This window comes from Pseudomonas viridiflava (assembly GCF_900602065.1).
Taxonomy (GTDB): domain Bacteria; phylum Pseudomonadota; class Gammaproteobacteria; order Pseudomonadales; family Pseudomonadaceae; genus Aquipseudomonas.
The window spans coordinates 155107-177215 of record NZ_UWFN01000200.1 but is presented as its reverse complement, the minus strand read 5'-3'; the positions used below and the strand labels follow the sequence as shown (position 1 = coordinate 177215).

Below are 22109 nucleotides of genomic sequence, written 5' to 3'. Positions count from 1 at the left end.
TGTGTTAAGGTCTGCCACATGGCTATAAAAGAAGGAATACGCACGGGCGGCCGCAGCGCTCGCGTGCAGGAATCAATTCACAGCGCGGTGCGCGATCTGCTCGTCGAACACGACCGTTCAGTCTTGAGCGTACCGATGATCGCCACTCGTGCTGGCGTCACGCCGTCCACTATCTATCGCCGCTGGGGCGACCTGACCACCTTGCTCGCCGATGCTGCAGTGGAGCGTCTGCGCCCTGACGAGCCGATTGATTGCGGCAACCTGCGGGACGACTTGCGCACCTGGACCGAGATGTACCTCGACGAAATGAATTCTGCCCCGGGCCGGGAAATGATGCGCGACGTGGTCGCCAGCAGCGCGGCAACGTGCTCGGGCAAGTGTGCGGGCATCACGCGTGACCAGTTGCAGATCATCATTGACCGGGCGCTTGCACGCGGCGAACCTTCACCCGACGCCAACGAACTGATCGACATGGTCGTTGCCCCGATGATCTATCGCATCCTGTATGCGGAAGCGCCGCCCAGCCTGGAGCGCGTTCACCTGTGGGTTGATCGTTGCCTGAACCTGCCGCCCGACAACAATAGTCGTAGCTGAGCCATGCACACACTTGCAGACCTTCGCGCAGGCAGGCTGGCGGGCATCAAGCGCCTGGACCTTTCTTGCGGGCTGAGCGATTTCCCGATGGAAATCTTCGATCTTGCCGACTCGCTGGAAATCCTCAACCTGAGTGGTAACTCACTGCAGAGCCTGCCCGACGATCTTTATCGGCTGCCGCATTTGCAGGTGCTGTTCTGTTCAGATAACCAGTTCACCGAGCTACCGACCTGCATCGGTCGTTGCCAGAACCTGCGCATTGTCGGTTTCAAGGCCAACCAGATCGCTCACGTACCGGCGGCTGCGTTACCTCCCAGACTTCGCTGGCTGATTCTGACGGACAACCGCATTGAGCAACTGCCCGACGCGCTGGGTGAGTGCCGCTCCCTGCAAAAACTGATGTTGGCAGGCAATCGCTTGAGCGCCCTGCCGGCCAGCCTGGCTCAGTGTGAACAACTCGAGCTGCTGCGCATCGCCGCGAACCAGTTCACCGGGTTACCTGACTGGCTGCTGCAATTACCCTCGCTGGCATGGCTGGCGTTTGCCGGTAATCCGCTGTGCAAGACGCCTGAGTCCGCCGCTGTAAAGCACATACCATGGGCTGAGCTGGATATTCAGCAGCAGTTGGGCGAAGGCGCGTCCGGGGTCATTCAGCAAGCGCTCTGGCAGCCACCTCGGCAAGCCGCCAGGACCGTCGCAGTCAAACTGTACAAAGGCACCGTCACCAGTGACGGTTCACCGCTCAACGAAATGGCAGCCTGTATCGCAGCGGGTACCCACCCGAACCTGATCAATGTCGAAGGCCGGATATTCGACCACCCAGAGTCCCGTGCCGGGCTGGTCATGCAGTTGATTGATGCAAGCTTCACTAATCTGGCAGGCCCACCCAGCCTGCAATCCTGCTCAAGAGATATTTACCCCGCCGGGTTACGCCTGACCCGGCCTACCGCTTTACGTCTGGCGCACGGCATTGCCTCAGTCACGGCACACTTGCATGAACGTGGCATGACCCACGGTGATCTGTACGGCCATAACATTCTCTGGCATGACAACGGCGACTGCTTGCTGGGCGATTTTGGCGCCGCGTCGTTTTACTCGACACTGGCACAGGCCCAAGCGTTGCAGCGCATCGAAACACGGGCGTTCGGGATTCTGCTAGGCGAGTTGCTGGAGCGTTGTGACGGAACGCTAGAGGATGACTTGTGGGCATTGCAGGCGCGCTGTATTCAGCCGGATGTCAGTCAACGACCGACGTTGCGAGAGATTGAACAACGCTTGGGTTGAAACCGGAGCGGTGCTTGCTCCGGGAGGGGCGACGCTAGAACGCATCGCCCCGATCGTCGGAATGCCGCCCAGACCAAGCACCGCTCTCATCAAACAAAATATAACTCACTGAATAAATGAGGTTTTTATGTGGGAGCGGTGCTTGCCCGCGATAAGAACACCGCGGTTTATCCTTCAAACCGCATCGCCTTTATCGTCGGAATGCCGCCCAGACCAAGCAACGCTCCCACATAGAACCAAGTTTGGTGCGCGAGAGCGATGTGTCAGGGACACCGGAGCGCCGCCCGGCCGGTTTTACGTGTTCAGCGCTACCCTGCCAACCCTACATAAACGTTCTGCACGTCGTCATTGTTGTCGATAGCCGCCAGGAAGGCTTCAACTTCGGCCATCTGCTCTTCGTTCAGGCCGTCAACGGTGCTTTTCGGGCGGTAACCCAATTGGGCTGACTGCACGGTAAAACCAAATTCCGGAAGCTTTTTGCACACCGCATCCATATCGGTAGGTTCAGTGAGGAACAGGGTTGCGCCCTCCTCGCCCGGCTCGCAATCCTGAGCACCCGCCTCAATCGCCGCCTCATCCGGGTCAGCGTCCGGACTGGTCGGCACCGCCTCGATCATGCCCTGATAGTTGAAGTCCCAGGAAACCGAACCTGCTGCGCCCAGTTGCCCTTTGCGGAACAGCACACGGATTTCCGACACTGTGCGGTTGATGTTGTCAGTCAGACACTCAACGATCACCGGCACTCGATGTGGAGCAAAGCCTTCATAGGTCAGACGCTCGAACGTCACGTTTTCACCCAGCAGCCCGGCGCCTTTCTTGATCGCACGCTCCAGGGTTTCACGTGGCATAGAGGCTTTTTTAGCCTGTTCCACTACCAACCGCAGGCGCGGATTCATGTCCGGATCGGCCCCTGCGCGCGCCGCAATCATGATTTCCTTGGACAGCTTGCCGAAGATACGCCCCTTGGCATTGGATGCTGCTTCTTTATGCTTGACCTTCCACTGTGCGCCCATGCTTGCTCTCTTGATCCAATTGCGTTTTGCCCGATGCGCCAACCCTCTTGAGCGGGCTGACTGCAAACCAGGGCAAAACGTTAAAAATGAGGTGGCCTGCGTGCCGCGACGGATGCGCGGCGACGGCGCATTTTATACCCGATGACGCCAGATGAAACCCCCGCCGTCGTTCATTGAGGATCGTTTGGGGTTTGCATCGTCATTAATGCTCTGCAGCGCAACTAGCGACATTCCTCTTTAACTTGTAGTCCCTTTCCGAAAAATGCTTAAGCGATGCCCATGACCCGTGGCATTTCGTACCCTCTCCCACCTCAAAATAAAGGTGGGAGCGATGTGGATGTCTGAAGGCCAACAAATGCCGATCACACTGGCGATTGTCGATCACAAGGTGAATCTGCCCGTCATCAGCATCAGCGGGTGGGAAGCCCTGAACGCACCTTACCGTTTCGTCGTCGATTGTCTCTGCGACGATCCGCACCTGGATTTCAAGGCCCTTGAGCAACAGGCCGCCTGTCTCGCCTTAAGCCCGGACAGGGTTGTACATGGCAAGATCAGCAGCGCTACCTGCCTGCACGCCGGTACAGCCCTGGGCCTTTATCGAATAGAGCTGGGCCCGGCCCTGCTGGACCTGCAACAACATCGCCAACACCGGGTTTTCCGCAATCTGAGCGCACCGCAAATTATCGCCCGGCTCATGAGCGAGCACGGGCTGAAACCGGGCTCGTACCGGTTTGAGCAGTTGGTGGGGATTTATCCGCCGCGAGAAGCGTGTGTACAGCATGACGAAACCGATCTGCATTTGTTGCTACGGCTTTGCGAAGAAGAAGGCATTCACTTTCGCTTTGAGCAGCAGCAGTCCTCCCATTTGCTGATCTTCGCCGACGATCCGGCCCGCTTTCCACACCGGCCCTTCCCCGTGAAATTTCAGCCGTCGATCTTGTCGGAAAAAAGATCTCCCTCTCTCGCGCACCTTGCAGAGCAATGGTCACTAATGCCGACGACAGCCCATCACGAAGCGCAGAGCCACGACGGGGCGATCACGGTCCCACAACCTGCAAACCATAACGAGCTGGAGGCCAGCAACCAGCGTTTTGAAGCCAGCATCCTTTCGCGACTGCCCACCGAACGCCAGGCACATGACCGCCAGATCAGCGCCCGGACCCTGGAACGTCAACGCTGTGAGCGCCGCGTCATCCTCGGTCTCAGCATCGACCTCCCGTTGACTCCGGGCCAGATCGTTCAGGTTCAGGCGCATCCAGAGGCACGCTTCAACGATCAGTGGCTGATCACCGAGGTCAATCACGTCGGTAAGCAACCCGAGGTTCTACAAGGTTTTCCTGAGCAGGATACAGCGCAGATCATCGATATCCTGAAGTCTCTCCCAACACCGCCGGGGGCAGGCTCGACGCATTGCGAAATAGAGCCGTTCAGTAGTGGCTACGCCAGCAGCTTGCGCGTACTGCCTTGGGAAATGCCGTTCCGGCCCGGATTAAAGCATCGCAAAGCCGCCGCGAACGGCTTCAAGCCCGCGACGCTGTTGAGTCACTGCGAGCAAGAACAGGATCAACGGCTCAATGGTCGCCTGCCCATCTGTTTCAAACCCCTGCCTGACGCGTGTGCCACCAGAGACGAACTCAGCGCGCCGGCTGCGCTTTCTCTGGAACAACTCAAGGCACTGAGAATCGGCACGGCGCTGTTGATTGCCCACTTTGACAACGACCCTGATCGACCGATTATCCACTCAGTGCCGGACGAACACCTTACGCAGCTCAAGGATCAGCAAGCGCTGAATCGTATGGATGGCTTGCCTACGGCGCAGACAGTCCATCTGGACAGGCCTCAGACGCTTCATCTGGTGACCTGTAGAGATATCTCACTCACGACGGCCGAGAGTAAATTTGAACTCACTGGCACACGCATCAGCATGGCGGGCGCACCGCCACAGCTGACTGCCCAACGCCACAACGCAGCACTTGACGCCCCGGTGCAGCACGCTGCGCTGTCGTTTTTCGACGCGGACTTGCGCTTGACCCAATACCCTGGCCTCAAGGGAGCGCCGCTGCCTGACCGTTTGTGGTACATCGTTCGAATGCGCCAGGCCGGACTGGAATTCCTCGCCCGCCTGCAACCGGAGCATTTTCTCTTCGAAGGCAAAACCGACAAGCAAGGCTATTGTGGGCTAGGCGCCCGGCAACTGCGCGAGCTGGCTATGGCATACCGCAACACCCCGGACGGCCTGTGCCTGATTCATCCGGGGCATTGCATCAAACTGCGGGACTGGTTCGAGCAGAACTGGCCGAAGCGACTGCATCAGGCCTTCATCCAGCATGGCTGAGGCATCAGCGACCCATGAAGCGTGGCTCGCGCTTTTCGATGAAAGCGGCCATGCCTTCCTTCTGATCTTCAGTCGCAAACGCAGCATGAAACACGCGACGTTCGAAACGAATACCTTCGGCCAGACTGACTTCGAATGCCCGATTGACACTTTCCTTGACCATCATCGCCACAGGAAGCGACTTCTCGGCAATGGACGCAGCCACTTTCAGCGCCTCATCCAGCAGTTCGTCGAGCGGTAGCACCCTGGCCACCAGCCCGGAACGCTCCGCCTCCTGAGCGTCGATGAGACGCCCGGTCAGGCACATCTCCATGGCTTTGGCCTTGCCTACCGCATGGGTCAGACGCTGCGTGCCGCCCATACCGGGTAATACACCCAGCTTGATCTCGGGCTGGCCGAAACGGGCATTGTCTGCGGCCAGAATAAAGTCACACATCAACGCCAGCTCACAACCGCCTCCCAGCGCAAACCCAGCCACGGCGGCGATCATTGGCGTACGTCGACCGGCAATCCGGTCACTGTCGCTGAACAGGTCATCCAGGTAGATCTGCGGGTATTTCAGCTCAGCCATTTCCTTGATATCAGCACCCGCAGCGAAGGCTTTGCTGGAGCCGGTCAGGACGATACAGCCCACGTCACGGTTGTTGTCCAGATCATCCAGAGCGAGATTCAGCTCGCTGACCAATTGCGCGTTAAGCGCATTCAACGCCTCGGGCCGGTTGAGGGTGATGAGCGCAACCCTGTCTAGAATCTTTATCACAATACATTCGTAACTCATTGATAATGCACCCCTTTACAAAATAGCGAGCTTTCCATAAACAACTTTAAGCAATAAGAATATCTATCTGATTTTATTCAATAATTTCTATTGCCATGGCTGTAGCTTCCCCACCACCGATGCAGATCGCCGCGACACCACGACGCAACCCTTTGCGTCGCAAGGCGCCCAGCAAGGTGACCAGAATACGGGCGCCCGAAGCACCAATCGGGTGACCCAGTGCGCACGCGCCGCCATGGATGTTTACCTTGCCATGAGGCAATTCCAACTGACTCATCGCAGCCAGCGTCACGACGGCGAATGCCTCATTGATTTCGAACAGATCGACCTCATCCAACGTCCATCCGGTACGTTTCATCAGCGAGCGAATCGCACCAATGGGGGCGACGGGAAACAACCCCGGCTCATCGGCGAAAGCCGCATGCCCCTGAATCAGCGCCAAGGGTTTCAACCCTCGCCGGTTCGCTTCTGAACGCCGCATCAACAGCAGCGCAGCGGCGCCATCAGAAATGGAACTGGAGTTGGCCGCAGTCACGGTGCCGCCTTGGCGAAAGGCCGGTTTGAGTGTCGGAATCTTGTCCGGCCGCCCCTTGGGTGGCTGCTCATCATGACTGACCGGACGCTGCTCCTTCCCTGACACGACTTGCAGCGGGACTATTTCATCCGCGAACCAGCCACGTTCGATCGCTTCCTGTGCGCGGGTCAGTGAGGCGACTGCAAAGGCGTCCTGGACCTCTCGGCTGAAATTATTGCTTTCTGCGCACTGCTCGGCATACGTGCCCATCAGCCGCCCTGATTCATAGGCATCTTCCAGGCCGTCGAGGAACATGTGATCGAGCACTCGACCGTGCCCCATTCGATAGCCTGCGCGGGCACGGTCCAGCAGGTACGGGGCGTTGGACATACTTTCCATGCCGCCCGCCACCATCACTCTGGCGCTACCTGCCAGCAACTGGTCGTGAGCCAGAATCGCTGCCTGCATACCCGAGCCACACATTTTGTTAAGCGTCGTGCAGCGCGTCGACGTGGCGAGCCCCGCACCCAGTGCGGCCTGCCGTGCGGGTGCCTGCCCGAGCCCTGCTGACAATACGCAACCGAACAAAACCTGTTCGACATCTTTGGCCGGGACGCCTGCGCGCTCTACCGCTGCACGGATAGCCGCCGCGCCCAACTGAGGCGCCGTCAGGCTTTGCAAGTCGCCCTGAAAACCGCCCATGGGTGTACGCACGGCGCTGACGATTACGACGGGGTCATCATTCAAACCTGGATGTACTGACGTCATGTTCAGTTCCTCATCGCAGACAGGCTGCAATTGAATTGGAATACAGCTCCTGTAGGTGATGGCGCAGTGCGAACGCTCATCTGGCCGCCATCCGCAAGGCTCCATCCAGACGGATCACTTCGCCATTGAGCATCGGATTTTCAATGATGTGCCGTACCAGCGCAGCGTATTCGTCCGGCTTACCCAGGCGCGGCGGGAACGGCACTCCCGCAGCCAGCGACTCACGCACCTGAGGCGTCATGCCCGCCATCATCGGCGTTTCGAAAATACCGGGAGCGATGGTCATGACCCGGATACCAAAGCGCGCCAGCTCTCTGGCAGCGGGCAGGGTCATGCTGACAATGGCGCCTTTTGAGGCGGCATAGGCCGCCTGGCCAATCTGACCGTCGTACGCAGCCACTGAAGCGGTATTAATGATCACCCCTCGCTCGCCGTTTTCATCTGCAGTGACAGCGGCAATCGCTGCACTGGCGAGTCGAAGAAGGTTGAAACTGCCGATGAGGTTGACGTCGATCACCCGACGAAAATCGGCCAGAGCATGCGGCCCTTCTTTGCCGAGGATTTTTTGCGCACCGACGATACCGGCACAGTTGACCAAGCCATGGAGCGCGCCGAATGCTTGAACACTGGCGTCTACCGCAGACTGAGCCGAATCCTCCTGACAAACATCGGTAACGACTGCCCGGGCGTTCGGCCCAAGCTGATCGAGTTGCACGGCCAATGCATCGGCGTTGAGGTCGGCGAGTACCACTTTGGCCCCCGCGCTGATCAGCATGCGCGCAGTGGCGGCGCCTAATCCCGAAGCCCCGCCGCTGACGAGGAATACCTTGTTGCGAATATCCATGAGTGACCTCTATTCGGTGTGTTGTTCTTGTACCGAAATAGTCGCGCTGCTGCCTGTTTCAGGCAATGGTCAAAGTGCTCAGTGTGGATGACCGGTTTGGCCAATACGGCCCAGTACCACGTCACGATAGTGACCCGGGTTGGTCCCGGACCATTTTCTAAAGGCCTTGTGAAAAGAACTGACGTCGGCAAACCCCAGGCGTCCGGCAATCGTCGTGAAGTCCAGTTGTTCATCGGCCAGCCAGCCGATTGCCAGGTCCTTGCGCACGGAGTCCTTGAGCGCCTGGTAGCTTTGCGCCTCTTCGGCCAGACGCCGACGCAGTGTCGAACCCGACATGAACAACCCCTTTGCCAACTCGGCACTGTTTGGCCACTGCTCTGGCGGCAGGCTACGCAGGTGCTGGCGGATACGACTGGCCAGACTTTGCGAATCCCGGTACCTGACCAACAGGTTCGCGGGCACTGCCCCGAGGAAAGCGTCGAGTTCGGCTCTAGTGCGTTTTATGGGCAAATCAAGGCAATCAGCAGCAAAGATCATTCTCGACCGAGGGCGCTGAAAGCGCAGGTTTTCCGAGAACATCACCTTGTAGTCGTCGATGTGATCCGGCTGCACACATCGCAATTCAATGCCCAAAATTGGCACGCGTCGCCCACATAGCCAGCAGGCAACACCATGCACAATCATCCAGAACGTGAAGTCTGCGAACGCTCGGGAGGCCGTCGCGAGCTCTTGATCAATAACGATCTCTGCCACGCTTTGCTGACGGATCAAACGCGCACTAAAACGCTCCAGCATCAGCCCCAGGAAATCCAGCCCGGACACAAGCCCCTCGGCAAGTGTCGGCTGCGCCATGGACGAGCGACAAAGAAACTCAAGGCTGCCCTTGCGCAGAGGGCGCGGGTCCATGCCAAAGAACAAATCGTCAGTGCAGAGCTCCATGCTGCGCCACAGCGCTGCGTAAGCGCTGACCGACACCCTCGCCTGCCGATCAGCCATCAACTCGGGAGCAATACCCGCCTGCGCCAGCAGCGCCTGCTGTTGATCCTTGCGCAGACGGCTTTCCAGGAGTGCCTCCTGCACCAACTCAACGGAAATGGTGTCTTTGACGATCGCATGTGCAATCGGGGGCGATGGTTTCTGATGTCTGGGCATCTGCGACTCGGTAACAGGCAGGTCCCGCAGCATAAGCCAGCGCAGGTGGAAAACGAATCTCTGCGCATGAGTGAGGTCTGACCGGATAGCGCAGCCCCTGCCACCACTCCCAGGAAAACATCGAATGCCCTCACGCACGATTCGTACGCTGCTGATCAGCCTGCTGCTGTTGACCTTGAATGCCTGCGTGCTGCTGCCCAACCGCGACCCGCTGAATATCAACGTGGTCGGCATCGAGCCGTTGCCCGGTCAGGGCCTGGAAGTCAGGCTCGCGGTCAAGTTGCGACTGCAGAACCCTAATGAAAATGCCATTGAGTACAACGGCGTGGCGCTGGACCTGGACGTTAACGGCAAGTTGCTGGCCTCAGGCGTCAGCGACCAGCAAGGCTCCATCGGGCGGTTTTCCGAAGCCGTGCTGGTGGTCCCCGTCAGCGTGTCGGCCTTCGCGGCGCTGCGCCAGGCCGTGGGCCTGACGCAAAGCCAAAGTCTCGACAATCTGCCCTACACCTTGCGCGGCAAGCTGGCAGGTGGGTTGTTTGGCACCATGCGTTTCAAGGACAGTGGCGTCTTGAACCTGCCGCAGCCCATCGACGGGAGCTGGTAAAACAGCGCCCCGCGGGAATCGTACGGCGAAGAAAGGCTGTTACTTGCTGGCAGCCATCAGGCGGTTGATTTCACTGCGCACCATGTTGGCGTACTCGGGCGGACTCATGGTATCCAGCTCCGCACGAACCCATTCAGACCACTTGCCCTTACGCTTGGAGCGTTCGCCAAATATTCGTGCCGCATCACCCTTGGCCTTGCCCAGGTTGCTTTGCCAAAGATCAAAGAGGCGGGATTTCTCGTCTTCGAGCGCTGCTCGTTCGGGAAGCGGCCGATTGGCCAGATTGAAACTCATAACGGTCACCTGTGACTAAAAACCGGAAGTATCTTACACCCGCAGGAGTCTGTTTCCGGCAAATTCCACAAGCAAAATGTCCTTCGTCGTACAAATGACTGCAACTTTTCGTCAGACGCAAGACTCCATTGCTCACTGCCATCATCAACGAAAGGAAAACATCATGGCTCGTAAAACTGCCGCTCAAAACACTGCAGAACAGATCAAGGACCAGGCTTTCAGCGAACTGCAGGCCCTGATCGAAGAGTCCGACAAACTGCTCAAAGACAGCGCCGCGCTGGTCGGTGAAGACGCAGAGACCCTGCGTGCGCAACTGGGCCTGAAGCTCAAACAGGCAGCGGATTCAGTTGCCAGCGTGCGTGAACGCACCAAGCCAGTAGTTGAAGCGACCGAAACCTACATTGGCGGTCACCCATGGCAGACCGTGGCCATTTCGGCTGGCTTTGGCCTCGTGGTGGGTTTGTTGCTGGGTCGTCGCGACTAAACCGGTAAATATTTTGATCCCATCGCGGGTAAGGTAGACCATCACCCCGTTCGCCTCCCACAGGTCAGCCATGAGTTTGAGACCATCGCCAATCTGTGGGAGCAGAGCTTGCCCGCGATAAGAACATCACGGCCCGCTGTGGAAGTTTCAGTTGCACTGAATGGTTTTTAAACCGCGCTCCCCGGCACCAGCAGTTGTAGCTGTCTGGCAAAGTGGTCTGCCGTAAATGGCACCGGTTCCGACTCTTTCACGCCGATTCTTTTCTTCTCCATCCACTGCACACCTTGCGTCGCGTCTACGCAGTTCAGCGAGACCTGTTCCTGGGCATGCAGGCTCAGGCCCGTAGCCGCTATCGACACCTGCCCCTTCGGGCCCATTGCCTCGGGGATCAAAGCAACCTGCCGCCCTGCAATTGTGAGCGTCAGGCGCTGCGTGCTGAATGGAGAGTTTTCGTCGGGATAGCCCTTGCTCTGCGCAAGGTGCGGCTCGTACGCCACAGTGATCTGCCCACTCTCGGTCAATGGTTTGAGCCAGATTTCGATCTGTTCGTAAAGCGTGTTGATGCTCGCCTGCCACTGTGCCAGGCCAGTATGGAATTGCTGGTGCTTATGTTCTTCATTGCGTTGATTGGCGCTCAGCAATTCGCCCAATCTTTGAATTTCGTCCATAACAGCGCTTCCCGGGTTCACGCTTCGAATAATTCGAAACGCGTGAACTGAGGGTGTCACAGCAATGAACGAGTGTCTTGCTACATTCGCGGTTAAAACCGACCTGCTATCGTCAAGGTGCGCGCTGAATGATAACGGGAGCCGCTTTACGGTGGGATTTGGCGATCTTGGCCAGCAGTTCGGTACGCGTTTGCTCAGCCTGCTCCTGACTTGGATAAGGCCCGATCAACAGTTGCTGCTTGCCATCGATGGTCACCAGGTAAGGCGGGTAGCTGCGCTCGAGCAACCAGGCACTGATATCACTGAGCGCCTCATTGGCGTTGATCTGGATTTCCCACTGTGGAGCCGCTTGCGGGGCCTGGACAGTTGTTGCTGCCTGCACCTTGGGAGGCGGTGGAGTCGACTTGTCGACATCACAGCCAGCCAGTGCCAGCACCGCCATCATCATTGCCAAATTGCGCACGTTTGCTTGCTCCTTTCAAAAGTGGGCGCAAGTTTAGCATTGCTATCAACGACTACGGTCTATTCGGGCTGGCGACACTTCGTCGCTCTCTGTCATCAAGGAATTGACCAAATCCCGGCCTACGGCCACCCCCGCGTGGCGTGCCTCATCAATTGACTGGTAACCCCAGTTACAAATTCTAACGATTGGAACAGGTGTACGGCCCGGCATTGTCACCTTGACATGTGCCACAAACTCAACCACTTCCTTGACCCCAGGCGCGTGTTTCACCTGAATTTCGATCACCTGCTCGCGATAGACGTCCGAAAACGTTCTGTGCGGCATATTCATTTGGCAACTGTCCAGTGAATGGGTGAACTCATTCGACACCACCACCTCCTGATCGTTGTTAAATAAATCTCTCCGGCAAACGGTTGGAACATCGTCGGGTCCCGCGCTGCCTAAAAAAAGCCTGAACCGGTTTTGCCAGTAAGCCCAGGGAGGCTCACACATGTGCCAAAGAAATCCGCTGCATTGCATCATCCCGCCGTACATTCTCGAACATCTCGCCCAGTCACCTCACGCTCGGGTCAGGGCGCTGGCAATCACCAACCTGGCAAGCAGTTCAGCCTTCGTCGCCTTTCGCACATCGGCACAAGCGATGCCCACATTGCTGACGAGCAAATCGCCCGAGGGTAAAAAGAACCGGTTGGTTTACGACGCCAAGGGCACAAACACCCTGCCCGGCACCCTGGCCCGCTCCGAAGGTCAGCCTGACACCGACGACGCTGCGCTGGACGAAGCCTTCAATGGCTCGGGCGATGTCTATGACTTCTATGACGAACTGTTTGGTCGCAACTCGCTGGACAACAACGGCATGACGCTGACCTCTACGGTTCACGTTGCGGAAGTGGATTTCCAGGGTGATTTCGTGCCCATGAACAATGCGTTCTGGAACGGACAGCAAATGGCTTATGGCGATGGAGACGGCGAAGTCTTCAAGCGCTTTACCGGCAGTCTGGAAGTCATCGGCCACGAGCTGACTCATGGCGTACAGTCTTTCACCAGCAACCTGAGTTATCAGGGGCAGTCCGGTGCACTCAATGAACATTTTGCCGACGTGTTCGGCATTCTGGTTCGACAATGGAAAGAAGGCACCACGGCGGCAGATTCAAGCTGGGTCATCGGCAAGGAACTGTTGGTCCCGGCGCCGACGCGCCGCGGCATACGTGACATGGAAAACCCCGGAACGGCGTATGTGAACGACCCCGATCTGGGCGACGACCCACAACCTGCGACCATGGCCGGCCTGTATACCGGCCCCAAGGACAATGGCGGCGTACATATTAATTCCGGCATCGCCAACCGGGCGTTCGTACTGACCGCCAAGGCGCTCGGCGGCAATGCCTGGGAAGTGGCAGGCAGGATCTGGTATGAAACGCTGCTGCAACTGCACAGCAACAGCCAGTTCATCGACTGCGCCAGAATCAGTGTTCAAGTGGCAGGTGGAAAACAGTACGGCAGTACGGCGAGAAAAGCCGTCAAGGCGGCCTGGAAAAAAGTCGGCATTAACGTTTGATTCCGAGGAGCACCATCATGCGTGTCTGCTATGTACAGTCAGGGGGATTTATCGGCGCTATCAAAAGCTGCGAGGTGAACACGGCAGATCTGGGACAACCAGAAGCCGAGCAAGTGAAGCGCCTGGTAGAAGATAGCGGCCTGAAACAGTCCGGCAACTTTATGTCTGATCGCGCGCGCGACCAGAAGCAGTACGAAATCACCATCGAAGACGAAACCAACGCCATCTGCATCTCATTTGATGAGCACAACATTCCACCTGAAGCCAAAACGCTGCTGAACTACCTGCAAACGCACGCAAAACCCGGGAAGCTGTGAGCTGAAAGCCTGGAATGGCAACTGGTAAATGAATAAGACCGGAACGATGTGAAACCGGATTTATCCGGGAAGGGGCCAGTCCATCCTCACTGTTTTCATCAGCCGAAATACCGCCCTCCCGGATAAATCCGGACCCACGTGACTCACATCACGGTGCACCCTCGGTGAGCGCCTACAGGGTCGCGCCCAATCCTGCAGATAGCAGTTTGTCTCATAGAAGCTGCGAGAGATAAGCAGACAAAATGATGGCCATATGATGCTATCATATTGGTTGGATCCCATCCCGCAGCCACTCCTCCCTACCTCACAGTTGCTGGTGCGCCGATCCCACTCAGAGGAATAAATGATCGCACCCATCCTGGCTCTGTATTTCATCTCTACGGGAATATTGATCATGGGCGCGTTCAATGCCGCGTTGCTGGCACGCAGCAGCGGTTACACGCGAGCCTGCTGGATGTTTTCGGCAATCTGTCTGGTGTTCACCCTGTTCCAGGTATCGAGTGCAATTCAATACTCGGCCCCCACTCTTGACGCTGCTATCTCGGCTCACAAATGGGTCAACTTTTTCTCGCTGCTGCTGATACCGCTCAGCAGCTACCTGATAGCCGCGCTTCAAAACAAACGGAATGCCTACAGAGCCTGTTATCTGACGGCCGGAGCGGCATTTGCGGCAATCATCTATAACGCGGCTGCGCCCCTGGGCTACCGTTTCGCTCAACTGGACTCGGTCGGTCCGAGCACATTCGCGTGGGGCGAACAGCTCTATATTCTGTCCGGGAAGCCATCGGCCATCTATCACGTTATGCGCGTGTTCTCCTACGGCATGCTGATCTGGGTAACAGCATTCGCGCTGAGCATACGAAAGCAGGCGGGAACACTCTCCAATATCGTGATCTGGACGACCATTTTCCTGTTGATGAGCGCAACCCTGTTCACCAGCCTGGCTGACGCAGGGATCGTTAAAGTGCCCTATCTGGGCGCGTTTGCCTTCTTGTTCCTGGCGGTCTGGTTTTCAGTGATGATCAAGGCCAATGTCTCCAGAAGCAGGCGAGAAAAGGCGCTGATCGGCCAGGCGCTTGAGCAGGAAATCAACAGTCACCGGATCGCCAACCAGCGCTTTGAGCACGCCCTTCACAACGATGCACTGACGGCACTGCCAAATCGCGCGGGGGCATTGCTCAGGCTGCAGAGTCTGATAGCAATCAATCGGCAGAATCAGACCCGGCTGGTGGTATTTCTGCTGGAGCTTGATCAACTCGGGATTATCAATGGCACCCGCGGCCACAAAGCTGGCGACCAGTTACTGATAGAGATCGCGCAACGCCTGCAGCTCACCACCCGTGACAGCGACCTGATTGCGCGGGTAGGCACAGGTCAGTTGCTGGTGGGCGCCAGCGGGATAAAGAGCGAACAAGGCGTCACGCGCTTGCAAGAGAAGCTGTCCAAGGCGCTGGCGTCGTCCTTCGATGTCGCCGGCAGTCCCTTGAAAGTAACCTCAAGCGCGGGTGTGGCGGTGTTTCCTGACGATGCCTGCCAACCCGAGGATATCCTCGGCGCGGCAGAACTGGCCCTGCATGAAGCCAAGAGTTTTGGTCCGGGCAATCTGCGGGTTTATCACCCTGCGCTGAAGGAAAATATTCAGGAGCAGGTTGAATTTGAGGCGGCACTTGGCCTGGCGCTGGAGCAAGGTCAGTTTTTCCTCTGCTATCAACCGCAAGTGCTCGCATCCAGCGGGCAGACGGTCTGCCTTGAGGCCCTCATCCGCTGGCAGCACCCGGTCTATGGACTGGTCATGCCAGACCGTTTCATCAAAGTCGCCGAGTCGATGGGCATCATTGCCGACATGGGCGCATGGGTCATAGAAACAGCCTGTGAACAGCTTGCTCGCTGGCATGCCATGGGCTTCACTGATCTTAAGGTGGCAGTCAATCTGTCGGTGCAGCAGTTACTGGCCACTGATCTCGAAGAAACAGTCACTCATGCGCTGCAGCGTTTTGACCTCAAGGGTGCCAGTCTGGAGCTGGAGATCACCGAATCCGTGCTCATGCAGGATCCGGAGCGCTCTATAGAGCGCCTCAGCGCTCTGCGTCGCCTGGGCGTGAGGCTGTCGATTGATGATTTCGGCACCGGCTATTCTTCATTGGGGTACCTGAGAGTCCTGCCGGTGCATGCGTTCAAGCTTGACCGCAGTTTCGTGCGCGATATTGGCAACGGAGGCAAGGATCTGGAAATTTGCGCCACGGCCATCGGACTGGCGATAAACCTTGGGCTGGAAATCGTCGCCGAAGGGGTTGAGACCCAGGTGCAGATCGAGCAACTGCGCACGCTGGGCTGTCACCTGCTGCAAGGTTACTTCTTTGCCAGACCGCTAACCGCCAGCGCAGCCGACGAGTATCTGGCAGCGGAGTTTCAGCGACAGCAGCCTCCCTCATACCTGCAGATCGCGGTGATCTGAGCACCGCCGCACCGGCCAGAGCAAGCGTGTTCACCGGCTCATGCGGCACGCGCCGGCCAGGTAACATCGTGTGCGAAATAATGGCTTAGTGACATGTGAACGTCAGACAACGCCCGCGGTCCATCTCTCATACCGATACTGCTGAACTTTTAGGGACGGGCTGATAATGGAGCTATACAGATGCCAAGAAGTATCTTCTCGCCCTTCTGTCTCTTGCGTTATCCTCCCCGGCCCACGGCGTAGATGAACACCACTTTGCCTGATACCAGCCCCCCTGCTAATTTGATTATCTGCGAACATTGCGACTCGCTGTACGAGGCTGTGCCTTTGCAGAAAGGCGAAACGGCCTCCTGCGCGCGATGCGGCGCGGTACTTGAGCGCGCTCATCGCCTGAGCCTTGAGCAACTGCTGGCGCTGACCATTGCCGCTGCGGTGCTGTTTGTTTTTGCCAACGTCTTCCCGGTCATCAGCATCAGCATGAAAGGCCTGAGCAACGAGGTCACGCTCTGGTCTTCAGTCGAAGCGCTGGCTCAGGGACGCATCACGTTGATAGCGCTGGTCGCCGGACTATCAATCATTTTTGCGCCAATGCTGCAGATCATCCTGTTGTTCTGGGTGCTGTTACACGCCCAGAAAGGCCGGATAGCTCCGGGTTTTAAAATGTGCATGCGTGCACTGGAACACTTGCGTCCGTGGAGCATGCTGGAGGTGTGCATGCTGGGCATTCTGGTGGCGATCGTGAAGCTGTCGGGCATGCTCGACGTGCACGCCGGCGTCGGCCTGTGGGCGATGGCGATGTTAATGGTGCTGATCATCCTGATTGCCGGTAAACACACTCGACGCCTCTGGACGGAATCAGGAGAGCAAACCTCGTGAACGGTATACCCTTCGCCCACGAACATGGCCTTGTACTGTGTCATATCTGCGGCTATGCGTGCCCCGAGGACACCCATGAATGCCCGCGTTGCGAATCACCGGTCCACGCCCGTAAACCCAACAGCATTGTCCGCACCTGGGCCTTCCTGATTGCCGGACTGATTTTCTATATACCGGCCAACACCCTGCCGGTGATGTACACCACGATGTTTGGCAACAGCAGCCAGAACACCATCATGAGTGGGGTCGTCGAATTCTTTAAAAGCGGCTCCTGGGACATTGCCCTGCTGATTTTCATCGCCAGCGTTGTGGTGCCCAGCATCAAGTTCTTCGTTCTGGGACTGCTGCTTGTCACGTGTCAGCGGCGCAGCACCTGGGCCATGCGTGAGCGGGCGAAGTTGTATCGATTCATCGAGCTGATCGGCTATTGGTCGATGCTCGATGTGTTAGTGGTGGCCCTGGTTGCCGCCCTTGTGCAGTTTCATGAGCTCAGCACTATCGAGCCGAGAATCGGCATTCTGTTTTTTGGTCTTGTAGTGGTGATGACGATGTTCGCTGCCATGAGTTTCGATCCCCGGCTTATCTGGGACGCAGAGGTTGAAGATGTCTGACAATACCCTCCCCCCTTCTTCATCGGCTCCACGCCGCCCGGATATCAAACGGCGGCGCCTGCGTGTTTCGCTCGTCTGGCTGGTGCCGATCGTCGCGGCCCTGATCGGTCTCTCCATGGCCGTTCATGACTGGATGTCCATTGGCCCGAAAATCACCGTCAGCTTTCAGACAGCAGAAGGGCTGGAAGCCAACAAGACGCAGGTCAAGTACAAGAACGTGGTTATCGGGGTGGTGACTGACATCGCGCTGAGCGAAGACCGCACGCATGTGCTTGCCACCATTGAACTGAACAACAATGCGGGTCCTTTCACCCGTGAAGACACCCATTTCTGGGTGGTCCGGCCACGTATCGGTGCGCAAGGCGTGACGGGTGTTGATACCTTGCTGTCCGGCGCGTTCATCGGGGCAGACGCTGGCAGTTCGGAGAAAACCAAATCCGAATTCGACGGCCTGGAAACACCGCCGCCGGTCACGTTTGGCGACAGAGGCAAGCGTTTCAAGCTGCATACTGACGACCTGGGCTCTCTGGATATTGGCTCGCCTGTTTACTACCGGCGCATTCAGGTCGGTCAGGTGGTGTCGTACGAGCTGTCCAAGGACGGTAAAGGCGTCGATATTCAGATCTTCATTAACTCGCCCAATGATCAATACATCTCCACCGACACCCGATTCTGGAATGCCAGTGGCGTGGATGTGACCGTCGGGGCTTCGGGCCTGAAGATTGACACCCAGTCCATGGCATCGATTCTTTCCGGCGGGATCGCCTTCCGCGAGCCGAACTGGAGCCCCGATGCCAAGCCGGCCGATGAGAATGCCGAGTTCCGGATTTTTGACGATCAGACCGCTGCACTCGCGCCCCCGGATGGCGAACCGCGCTATATCCGCATGCGCTTTCAGCAATCCCTGCGTGGCCTGGTGGTCAACGCACCGGTTGACTTCCTTGGGGTGAATATTGGCCGCGTGGTGTCGGTGGACCTGGACTACGACCCGGCCTCTCAAACCTTCCCGGGTATTGTTGGCGCGGTTATCTATCCAAAACGCCTCGGCGCAGCGGAAGAGAAACTCCAACAACTGGGCGGCAGCGGCGACCTTGACCAGCAATCTGCGCGCATCCTCGGCGCATTTGTTTCCCGCGGCCTGCGCGCCCAGATCCGCACCGGCAACCTGCTGACCGGCCAGTTGTATGTCGCGATGGACTTTGATCCCAAGGCACCGAAAGTCGTGTTCGACCCGAAGGCACGCCCACTGGAAATCCCTACCGTACCGGGTAGCTTTGACAAGTTGCAGGAGCAACTGCAGGCATTTGTCGAGAAACTCGGGAAACTGCCTCTTGATGACCTGGCGAACAACCTCAACGGCAGCTTGAGCGAACTTCAGAAAACCCTAAAAACCGTTAATGGTACGGTATTGCCTGAGATGCGCGGGACCTTGAAACAGGCGCAGAAAACCCTCGGCACGGCCAACGACAGTCTGGCTGAAGACTCTCCGGCCCGTCAGCAACTGGGTCAGGCCATGGATGAGGTACAGCGCACCGCCCGTTCAGTACGGGTACTGACCGACTTCCTCAGCCGTCACCCTGAAGCGCTGCTGCGTGGCCGCACTGGCGACGCCGCGCCCGGCTCCTACAAAGCCCCGTCATCCTCTCGTGCCATCGACCTGGAGCCACAACAATGAGTCTGCGCCTGACATTCATGGCATTGGCCGCCGCACTGGGCATCAGTGCCTGTTCCTCGACACCGACCCATTACTACACGCTGATCGCGCCCATGGGTTCTAACCCGCAGCCGGTTGCCAGCCCGGCACCGTTCCAGTTCGAGATGCTGCCGGTGTTGATGGCTGTACAAGTCGATCAACCCCCATTGGTGGTACGTCAGGGCAACGGCAGCCTGGCGATTCTGGACGCCGAGCGCTGGGGCTCGCCGCTGGGTGACGAGTTTCACGATGCGTTGACTGGCCATCTCGAACGCCGCTTTGGCAGCCGTGACATGGCCGGGCTGCCCAAGGATGCCGCTCAACCGGTGCTGTCAGTGCGCACCGATGTACGCCGCTTTGAATCAGTGCTGAACCAATACGCACTGATCGACGTGGTATGGACCCTGGGGTTACGCAGCAACGACGCCAAACGCCAAAGCCTGACCTGCAGCAGCGTTATCCGTGAGTCTGCGGGCGAAGGCATGGAGAATCTGGTGATTGCTCACCAGCGTGCGGTTTCGCGGCTGGCGGACAACATCGCTAAAACGGCAACCGCCTGGTCGGCACAGACCAGTACACGGTGCCTTTGATACGCTGAACTCCCTTCGCGGCCCCCTCAGTGGGCCGCTGCTTATGGCATCGATTGCGATGCATGCTTATCGTTTACACATCCGATTGAAACTATCGCCCCACCAATTAGCGTTTTGGGATCCCCTTGAGTTTCGATAAGCTGTATTGTTAACATTCTTTGGGTAGCGTAAAGCCACCGGACTCTCATATCCGGTTGATTTCATTATCTTTGCTGTGAATCTGGATTAGTTATATTCACCCCTGACAAGTTGCCGCCCTCAGGCGTGGCAATCCTGATGAATAACTGCTCGGAAAACCGCCATGACTCACATCGGTCAACGTCTGAAAGAAGAACGCCTGCGCCTCAAACTGTCCCAAAGCGCGCTGGGCTCAATTGGCGGTGTTGAAACCAATGCGCAAGGCAATTACGAAAATGGCTTGCGATACCCCAGAGCCGATTATCTGTCCCGAATCGCCAAAGGCGGTATCGATGTAGCCTATGTAGTGACTGGCCTTCGTTTGCCTCTCATCAAGAAGGAGTCTGGAGTCGACGAACTGTCCGCGTATCTGCCTGTGCGCGACGGCTCGCAGGGCATCGATCGCATGGACAGCCTGATTGAGCGCCTGCAGACCAACTTGCACGGTATCACCACTGACTTGTATCAGATCAGTCGGCTGGCAGACGCCAGCACTGAATCAGGCAAAGGTGATAGCAGGCGCACCCAGCTCGAAGATATCAAGGGCGAGGCCGAAGCCATTGCATTGGCGACGTTACGCCTGATCTTCGTGACCTCGCGTTTGAATTGACTGAATTGATTAAACCCCCTCATTTGAAGTTATTGTTATAGCGATAATCGCGAATAGATATATTCGTTTTTTTATAAGTTACTGCAATGAAATAACGAGACATTGCCGGCTCTTCAACTCCAGCAATGTCCTTTATGGATGGAAAACCAGAATATTATTGAGCGGCACTTACCATTGCTCTCAGCAATACCGCGCAACCCGCCGCGAGATCTTCCGGAGTCGCGTTTTCGATCTCGTTGTGGCTGATACCGCCTTCGCACGGAACGAAGATCATTCCCGCAGGACCCAGCTCAGCGATGAAAATCGCGTCGTGCCCTGCGCCGCTGACAATGTCCATATGGCTCAGTCCCAGTTGCGCCGCCCCTTGGCGTACGGCATCGACACAGAGGTCGTCGAAGTCCAGCGGCGGGAAGTCTGCGGTCGGCGTCAATTGCCAGGTCAGGCCGTGTTGCGAGCAGGTGCTTTCAATGACCTGCTGCAGGTCATCAACCATGGCTTGCAGTTTGTCAGCCTGGAGGTGGCGGAAGTCGATAGTCATCTTCACTTCGCCAGGGATTACGTTACGCGAACCCGGATGGATATTCAGGCAACCCACGGTGCCGCAGGCGTGGGGCTGGCTTTGCAAAGCGATACGATTGACCGCGCTCACCACCTGCGCTGCACCCACCAAGGCATCCTTGCGCAAGGACATCGGGGTAGGCCCGGCATGCGCTTCGACGCCAGTGAGCGTCAGGTCAAACCACTTCTGCCCCAGGCAACCCATGACCACGCCAATCGTTTTGCGTTGATCTTCGAGAATGGGTCCCTGCTCGATGTGCGCTTCGAAGTACGCACCGACCGGGTGCCCCAGCACCGCCCTGCTGCCTGCGTAGCCAATACGCTGCAGTTCTTCGCCGACAACCAGGCCCTGCTCGTCTCGCTTGAGCAGCGTGTCTGCGAGATCCAGTTGGCCTGCGAACACCCCCGAACCCATCATGCACGGTGGAAAGCGCGAGCCCTCCTCGTTGGTCCACACCACAACTTCCACTGGCGCCTCGGTTTCCAGCCCGAGGTCGTTAAGGGTACGAATCACCTCCAGTCCCGCCATCACCCCAAAGCAACCGTCGAACTTGCCGCCGGTGGGCTGAGTATCGATATGGCTTCCGGTCATCACGGGTGCACGTTCGGGGTTACGACCCGGACGGCGGGCAAAGATGTTACCGATTGCATCCACACTGACCGTACAACCCGCTTCTTCGCACCATTTGACGAACAGGTCACGTGCTTGCCGATCAAGGTCAGTCAACGCAAGACGACAAACACCGCCTTTGGCCGTGGCACCGATCCGGGCCAGATCCATCAATGATTGCCAAAGACGCTCGCTGTTGATCAGCGGTGCATTGGAGGTAAGCAATGTTGTCGAGGTGAACGGGGTGTTCATGGTGATT

At 57.6% G+C, this 22109-nt stretch carries 23 protein-coding genes; 13 read left to right on the top strand and 10 right to left on the bottom strand.

Features of this window, described 5'->3' with window-relative positions; translation table 11 throughout:
* The first annotated feature begins 18 nt into the window (after window positions 1-18).
* Window positions 19-594: a TetR/AcrR family transcriptional regulator gene (locus EE949_RS11360; protein ID WP_122664369.1), complete on the top strand. Its 576-nt coding sequence runs from the start codon at window positions 19-21 to the stop codon at window positions 592-594.
* 3 nt (window positions 595-597) lie between these two features.
* A complete protein-coding gene (locus EE949_RS11355) occupies window positions 598-1878 on the top strand; it encodes a leucine-rich repeat-containing protein kinase family protein (RefSeq protein ID WP_122664368.1) in 1281 nt (426 codons plus the stop codon).
* Window positions 1879-2186: 308 nt separating this feature from the next.
* On the opposite strand, the gene EE949_RS11350 is transcribed toward EE949_RS11355, so the two are convergent.
* A complete protein-coding gene (locus EE949_RS11350) occupies window positions 2187-2891 on the bottom strand; it encodes a YebC/PmpR family DNA-binding transcriptional regulator (RefSeq protein WP_122664367.1) in 705 nt (234 codons plus the stop codon).
* A gap of 337 nt (window positions 2892-3228) precedes the next feature.
* On the opposite strand from EE949_RS11350, the gene EE949_RS11345 reads away from it, so the two are divergent.
* A complete protein-coding gene (locus EE949_RS11345) occupies window positions 3229-5226 on the top strand; it encodes a type VI secretion system Vgr family protein (RefSeq protein ID WP_162874598.1) in 1998 nt (665 codons plus the stop codon).
* 4 nt (window positions 5227-5230) lie between these two features.
* Here the strand turns inward: EE949_RS11345 and EE949_RS11340 are convergent, their stop codons facing one another.
* The 4 genes from EE949_RS11340 to EE949_RS11325 form a co-directional block, all read right to left on the bottom strand.
* Window positions 5231-6004: an enoyl-CoA hydratase gene (locus EE949_RS11340; protein ID WP_122664365.1), complete on the bottom strand. Its 774-nt coding sequence runs from the start codon at window positions 6002-6004 to the stop codon at window positions 5231-5233.
* 73 nt (window positions 6005-6077) lie between these two features.
* The gene (locus EE949_RS11335) at window positions 6078-7286 is read right to left on the bottom strand and encodes an acetyl-CoA C-acyltransferase (protein WP_122664364.1); all 1209 of its coding nucleotides are present in this window, start codon (window positions 7284-7286) and stop codon (window positions 6078-6080) included.
* A gap of 76 nt (window positions 7287-7362) precedes the next feature.
* Window positions 7363-8130, bottom strand: coding sequence for a 3-hydroxyacyl-CoA dehydrogenase (locus EE949_RS11330; protein WP_122664363.1), 768 nt, complete (start codon window positions 8128-8130; stop codon window positions 7363-7365).
* Between the two features lie 78 nt (window positions 8131-8208).
* Window positions 8209-9282 (bottom strand): AraC family transcriptional regulator, encoded by a 1074-nt coding sequence (locus EE949_RS11325; protein ID WP_122664480.1) that lies wholly within the window; start codon window positions 9280-9282, stop codon window positions 8209-8211.
* Window positions 9283-9406: 124 nt separating this feature from the next.
* On the opposite strand from EE949_RS11325, the gene EE949_RS11320 reads away from it, so the two are divergent.
* A complete protein-coding gene (locus EE949_RS11320; protein ID WP_122664362.1) occupies window positions 9407-9886 on the top strand; it encodes an LEA type 2 family protein in 480 nt (159 codons plus the stop codon).
* A gap of 39 nt (window positions 9887-9925) precedes the next feature.
* Here the strand turns inward: EE949_RS11320 and EE949_RS11315 are convergent, their stop codons facing one another.
* Window positions 9926-10180 carry a hypothetical protein gene (locus EE949_RS11315; RefSeq protein ID WP_122664361.1) on the bottom strand — a complete coding sequence of 85 codons (255 nt, stop codon included), beginning with the start codon at window positions 10178-10180 and terminating at the stop codon, window positions 9926-9928.
* A gap of 163 nt (window positions 10181-10343) precedes the next feature.
* Between EE949_RS11315 and EE949_RS11310 the strand changes: the two genes are divergently transcribed.
* Window positions 10344-10664: a DUF883 family protein gene (locus EE949_RS11310; protein ID WP_122664479.1), complete on the top strand. Its 321-nt coding sequence runs from the start codon at window positions 10344-10346 to the stop codon at window positions 10662-10664.
* Between the two features lie 167 nt (window positions 10665-10831).
* Here the strand turns inward: EE949_RS11310 and EE949_RS11305 are convergent, their stop codons facing one another.
* The 3 genes from EE949_RS11305 to EE949_RS11295 form a co-directional block, all read right to left on the bottom strand.
* Window positions 10832-11332, bottom strand: a complete 501-nt coding sequence (locus EE949_RS11305) for a hypothetical protein (protein ID WP_122664360.1) — start codon at window positions 11330-11332, stop codon at window positions 10832-10834.
* Window positions 11333-11444: 112 nt separating this feature from the next.
* Window positions 11445-11795, bottom strand: a complete 351-nt coding sequence (locus EE949_RS11300; RefSeq protein WP_122664359.1) for an SPOR domain-containing protein — start codon at window positions 11793-11795, stop codon at window positions 11445-11447.
* A 45-nt stretch (window positions 11796-11840) separates the two neighbouring features.
* Window positions 11841-12164 carry a hypothetical protein gene (locus tag EE949_RS11295; protein WP_122664358.1) on the bottom strand — a complete coding sequence of 108 codons (324 nt, stop codon included), beginning with the start codon at window positions 12162-12164 and terminating at the stop codon, window positions 11841-11843.
* A gap of 121 nt (window positions 12165-12285) precedes the next feature.
* Here EE949_RS11295 and EE949_RS11290 point away from each other — a divergent pair, with 121 nt between their 5' ends.
* The 8 genes from EE949_RS11290 (at window position 12286) to EE949_RS11255 (ending at window position 20682) form a co-directional block, all read left to right on the top strand.
* Window positions 12286-13353 (top strand): M4 family metallopeptidase, encoded by a 1068-nt coding sequence (locus EE949_RS11290; protein ID WP_122664357.1) that lies wholly within the window; start codon window positions 12286-12288, stop codon window positions 13351-13353.
* 17 nt (window positions 13354-13370) lie between these two features.
* Window positions 13371-13670, top strand: a complete 300-nt coding sequence (locus EE949_RS11285; RefSeq protein ID WP_122664356.1) for a protealysin inhibitor emfourin — start codon at window positions 13371-13373, stop codon at window positions 13668-13670.
* 343 nt (window positions 13671-14013) lie between these two features.
* Entirely contained in the window at window positions 14014-16125 is a 2112-nt protein-coding gene (locus EE949_RS11280; protein WP_122664355.1) for a putative bifunctional diguanylate cyclase/phosphodiesterase, read from the top strand.
* Between the two features lie 243 nt (window positions 16126-16368).
* The gene (locus EE949_RS11275) at window positions 16369-17001 is read left to right on the top strand and encodes a paraquat-inducible protein A (RefSeq protein ID WP_122664354.1); all 633 of its coding nucleotides are present in this window, start codon (window positions 16369-16371) and stop codon (window positions 16999-17001) included.
* On the top strand, window positions 16998-17612 hold the full coding sequence (locus EE949_RS11270; protein ID WP_122664353.1) for a paraquat-inducible protein A: 615 nt from the start codon (window positions 16998-17000) through the stop codon (window positions 17610-17612). The genes EE949_RS11275 and EE949_RS11270 overlap by 4 nt, the downstream gene beginning before the upstream one ends.
* Window positions 17605-19287: an intermembrane transport protein PqiB gene (locus EE949_RS11265; RefSeq protein WP_122664352.1), complete on the top strand. Its 1683-nt coding sequence runs from the start codon at window positions 17605-17607 to the stop codon at window positions 19285-19287. Before EE949_RS11270 ends, EE949_RS11265 begins: the two co-directional genes overlap by 8 nt.
* Window positions 19284-19895 carry a PqiC family protein gene (locus EE949_RS11260; protein WP_122664351.1) on the top strand — a complete coding sequence of 204 codons (612 nt, stop codon included), beginning with the start codon at window positions 19284-19286 and terminating at the stop codon, window positions 19893-19895. The genes EE949_RS11265 and EE949_RS11260 overlap by 4 nt, the downstream gene beginning before the upstream one ends.
* A gap of 301 nt (window positions 19896-20196) precedes the next feature.
* Window positions 20197-20682, top strand: coding sequence for a helix-turn-helix domain-containing protein (locus tag EE949_RS11255; RefSeq protein ID WP_122664350.1), 486 nt, complete (start codon window positions 20197-20199; stop codon window positions 20680-20682).
* 154 nt (window positions 20683-20836) lie between these two features.
* Here the strand turns inward: EE949_RS11255 and EE949_RS11250 are convergent, their stop codons facing one another.
* On the bottom strand, window positions 20837-22102 hold the full coding sequence (locus EE949_RS11250; protein ID WP_122664349.1) for a Zn-dependent hydrolase: 1266 nt from the start codon (window positions 22100-22102) through the stop codon (window positions 20837-20839).
* Window positions 22103-22109: the final 7 nt, after the last annotated feature.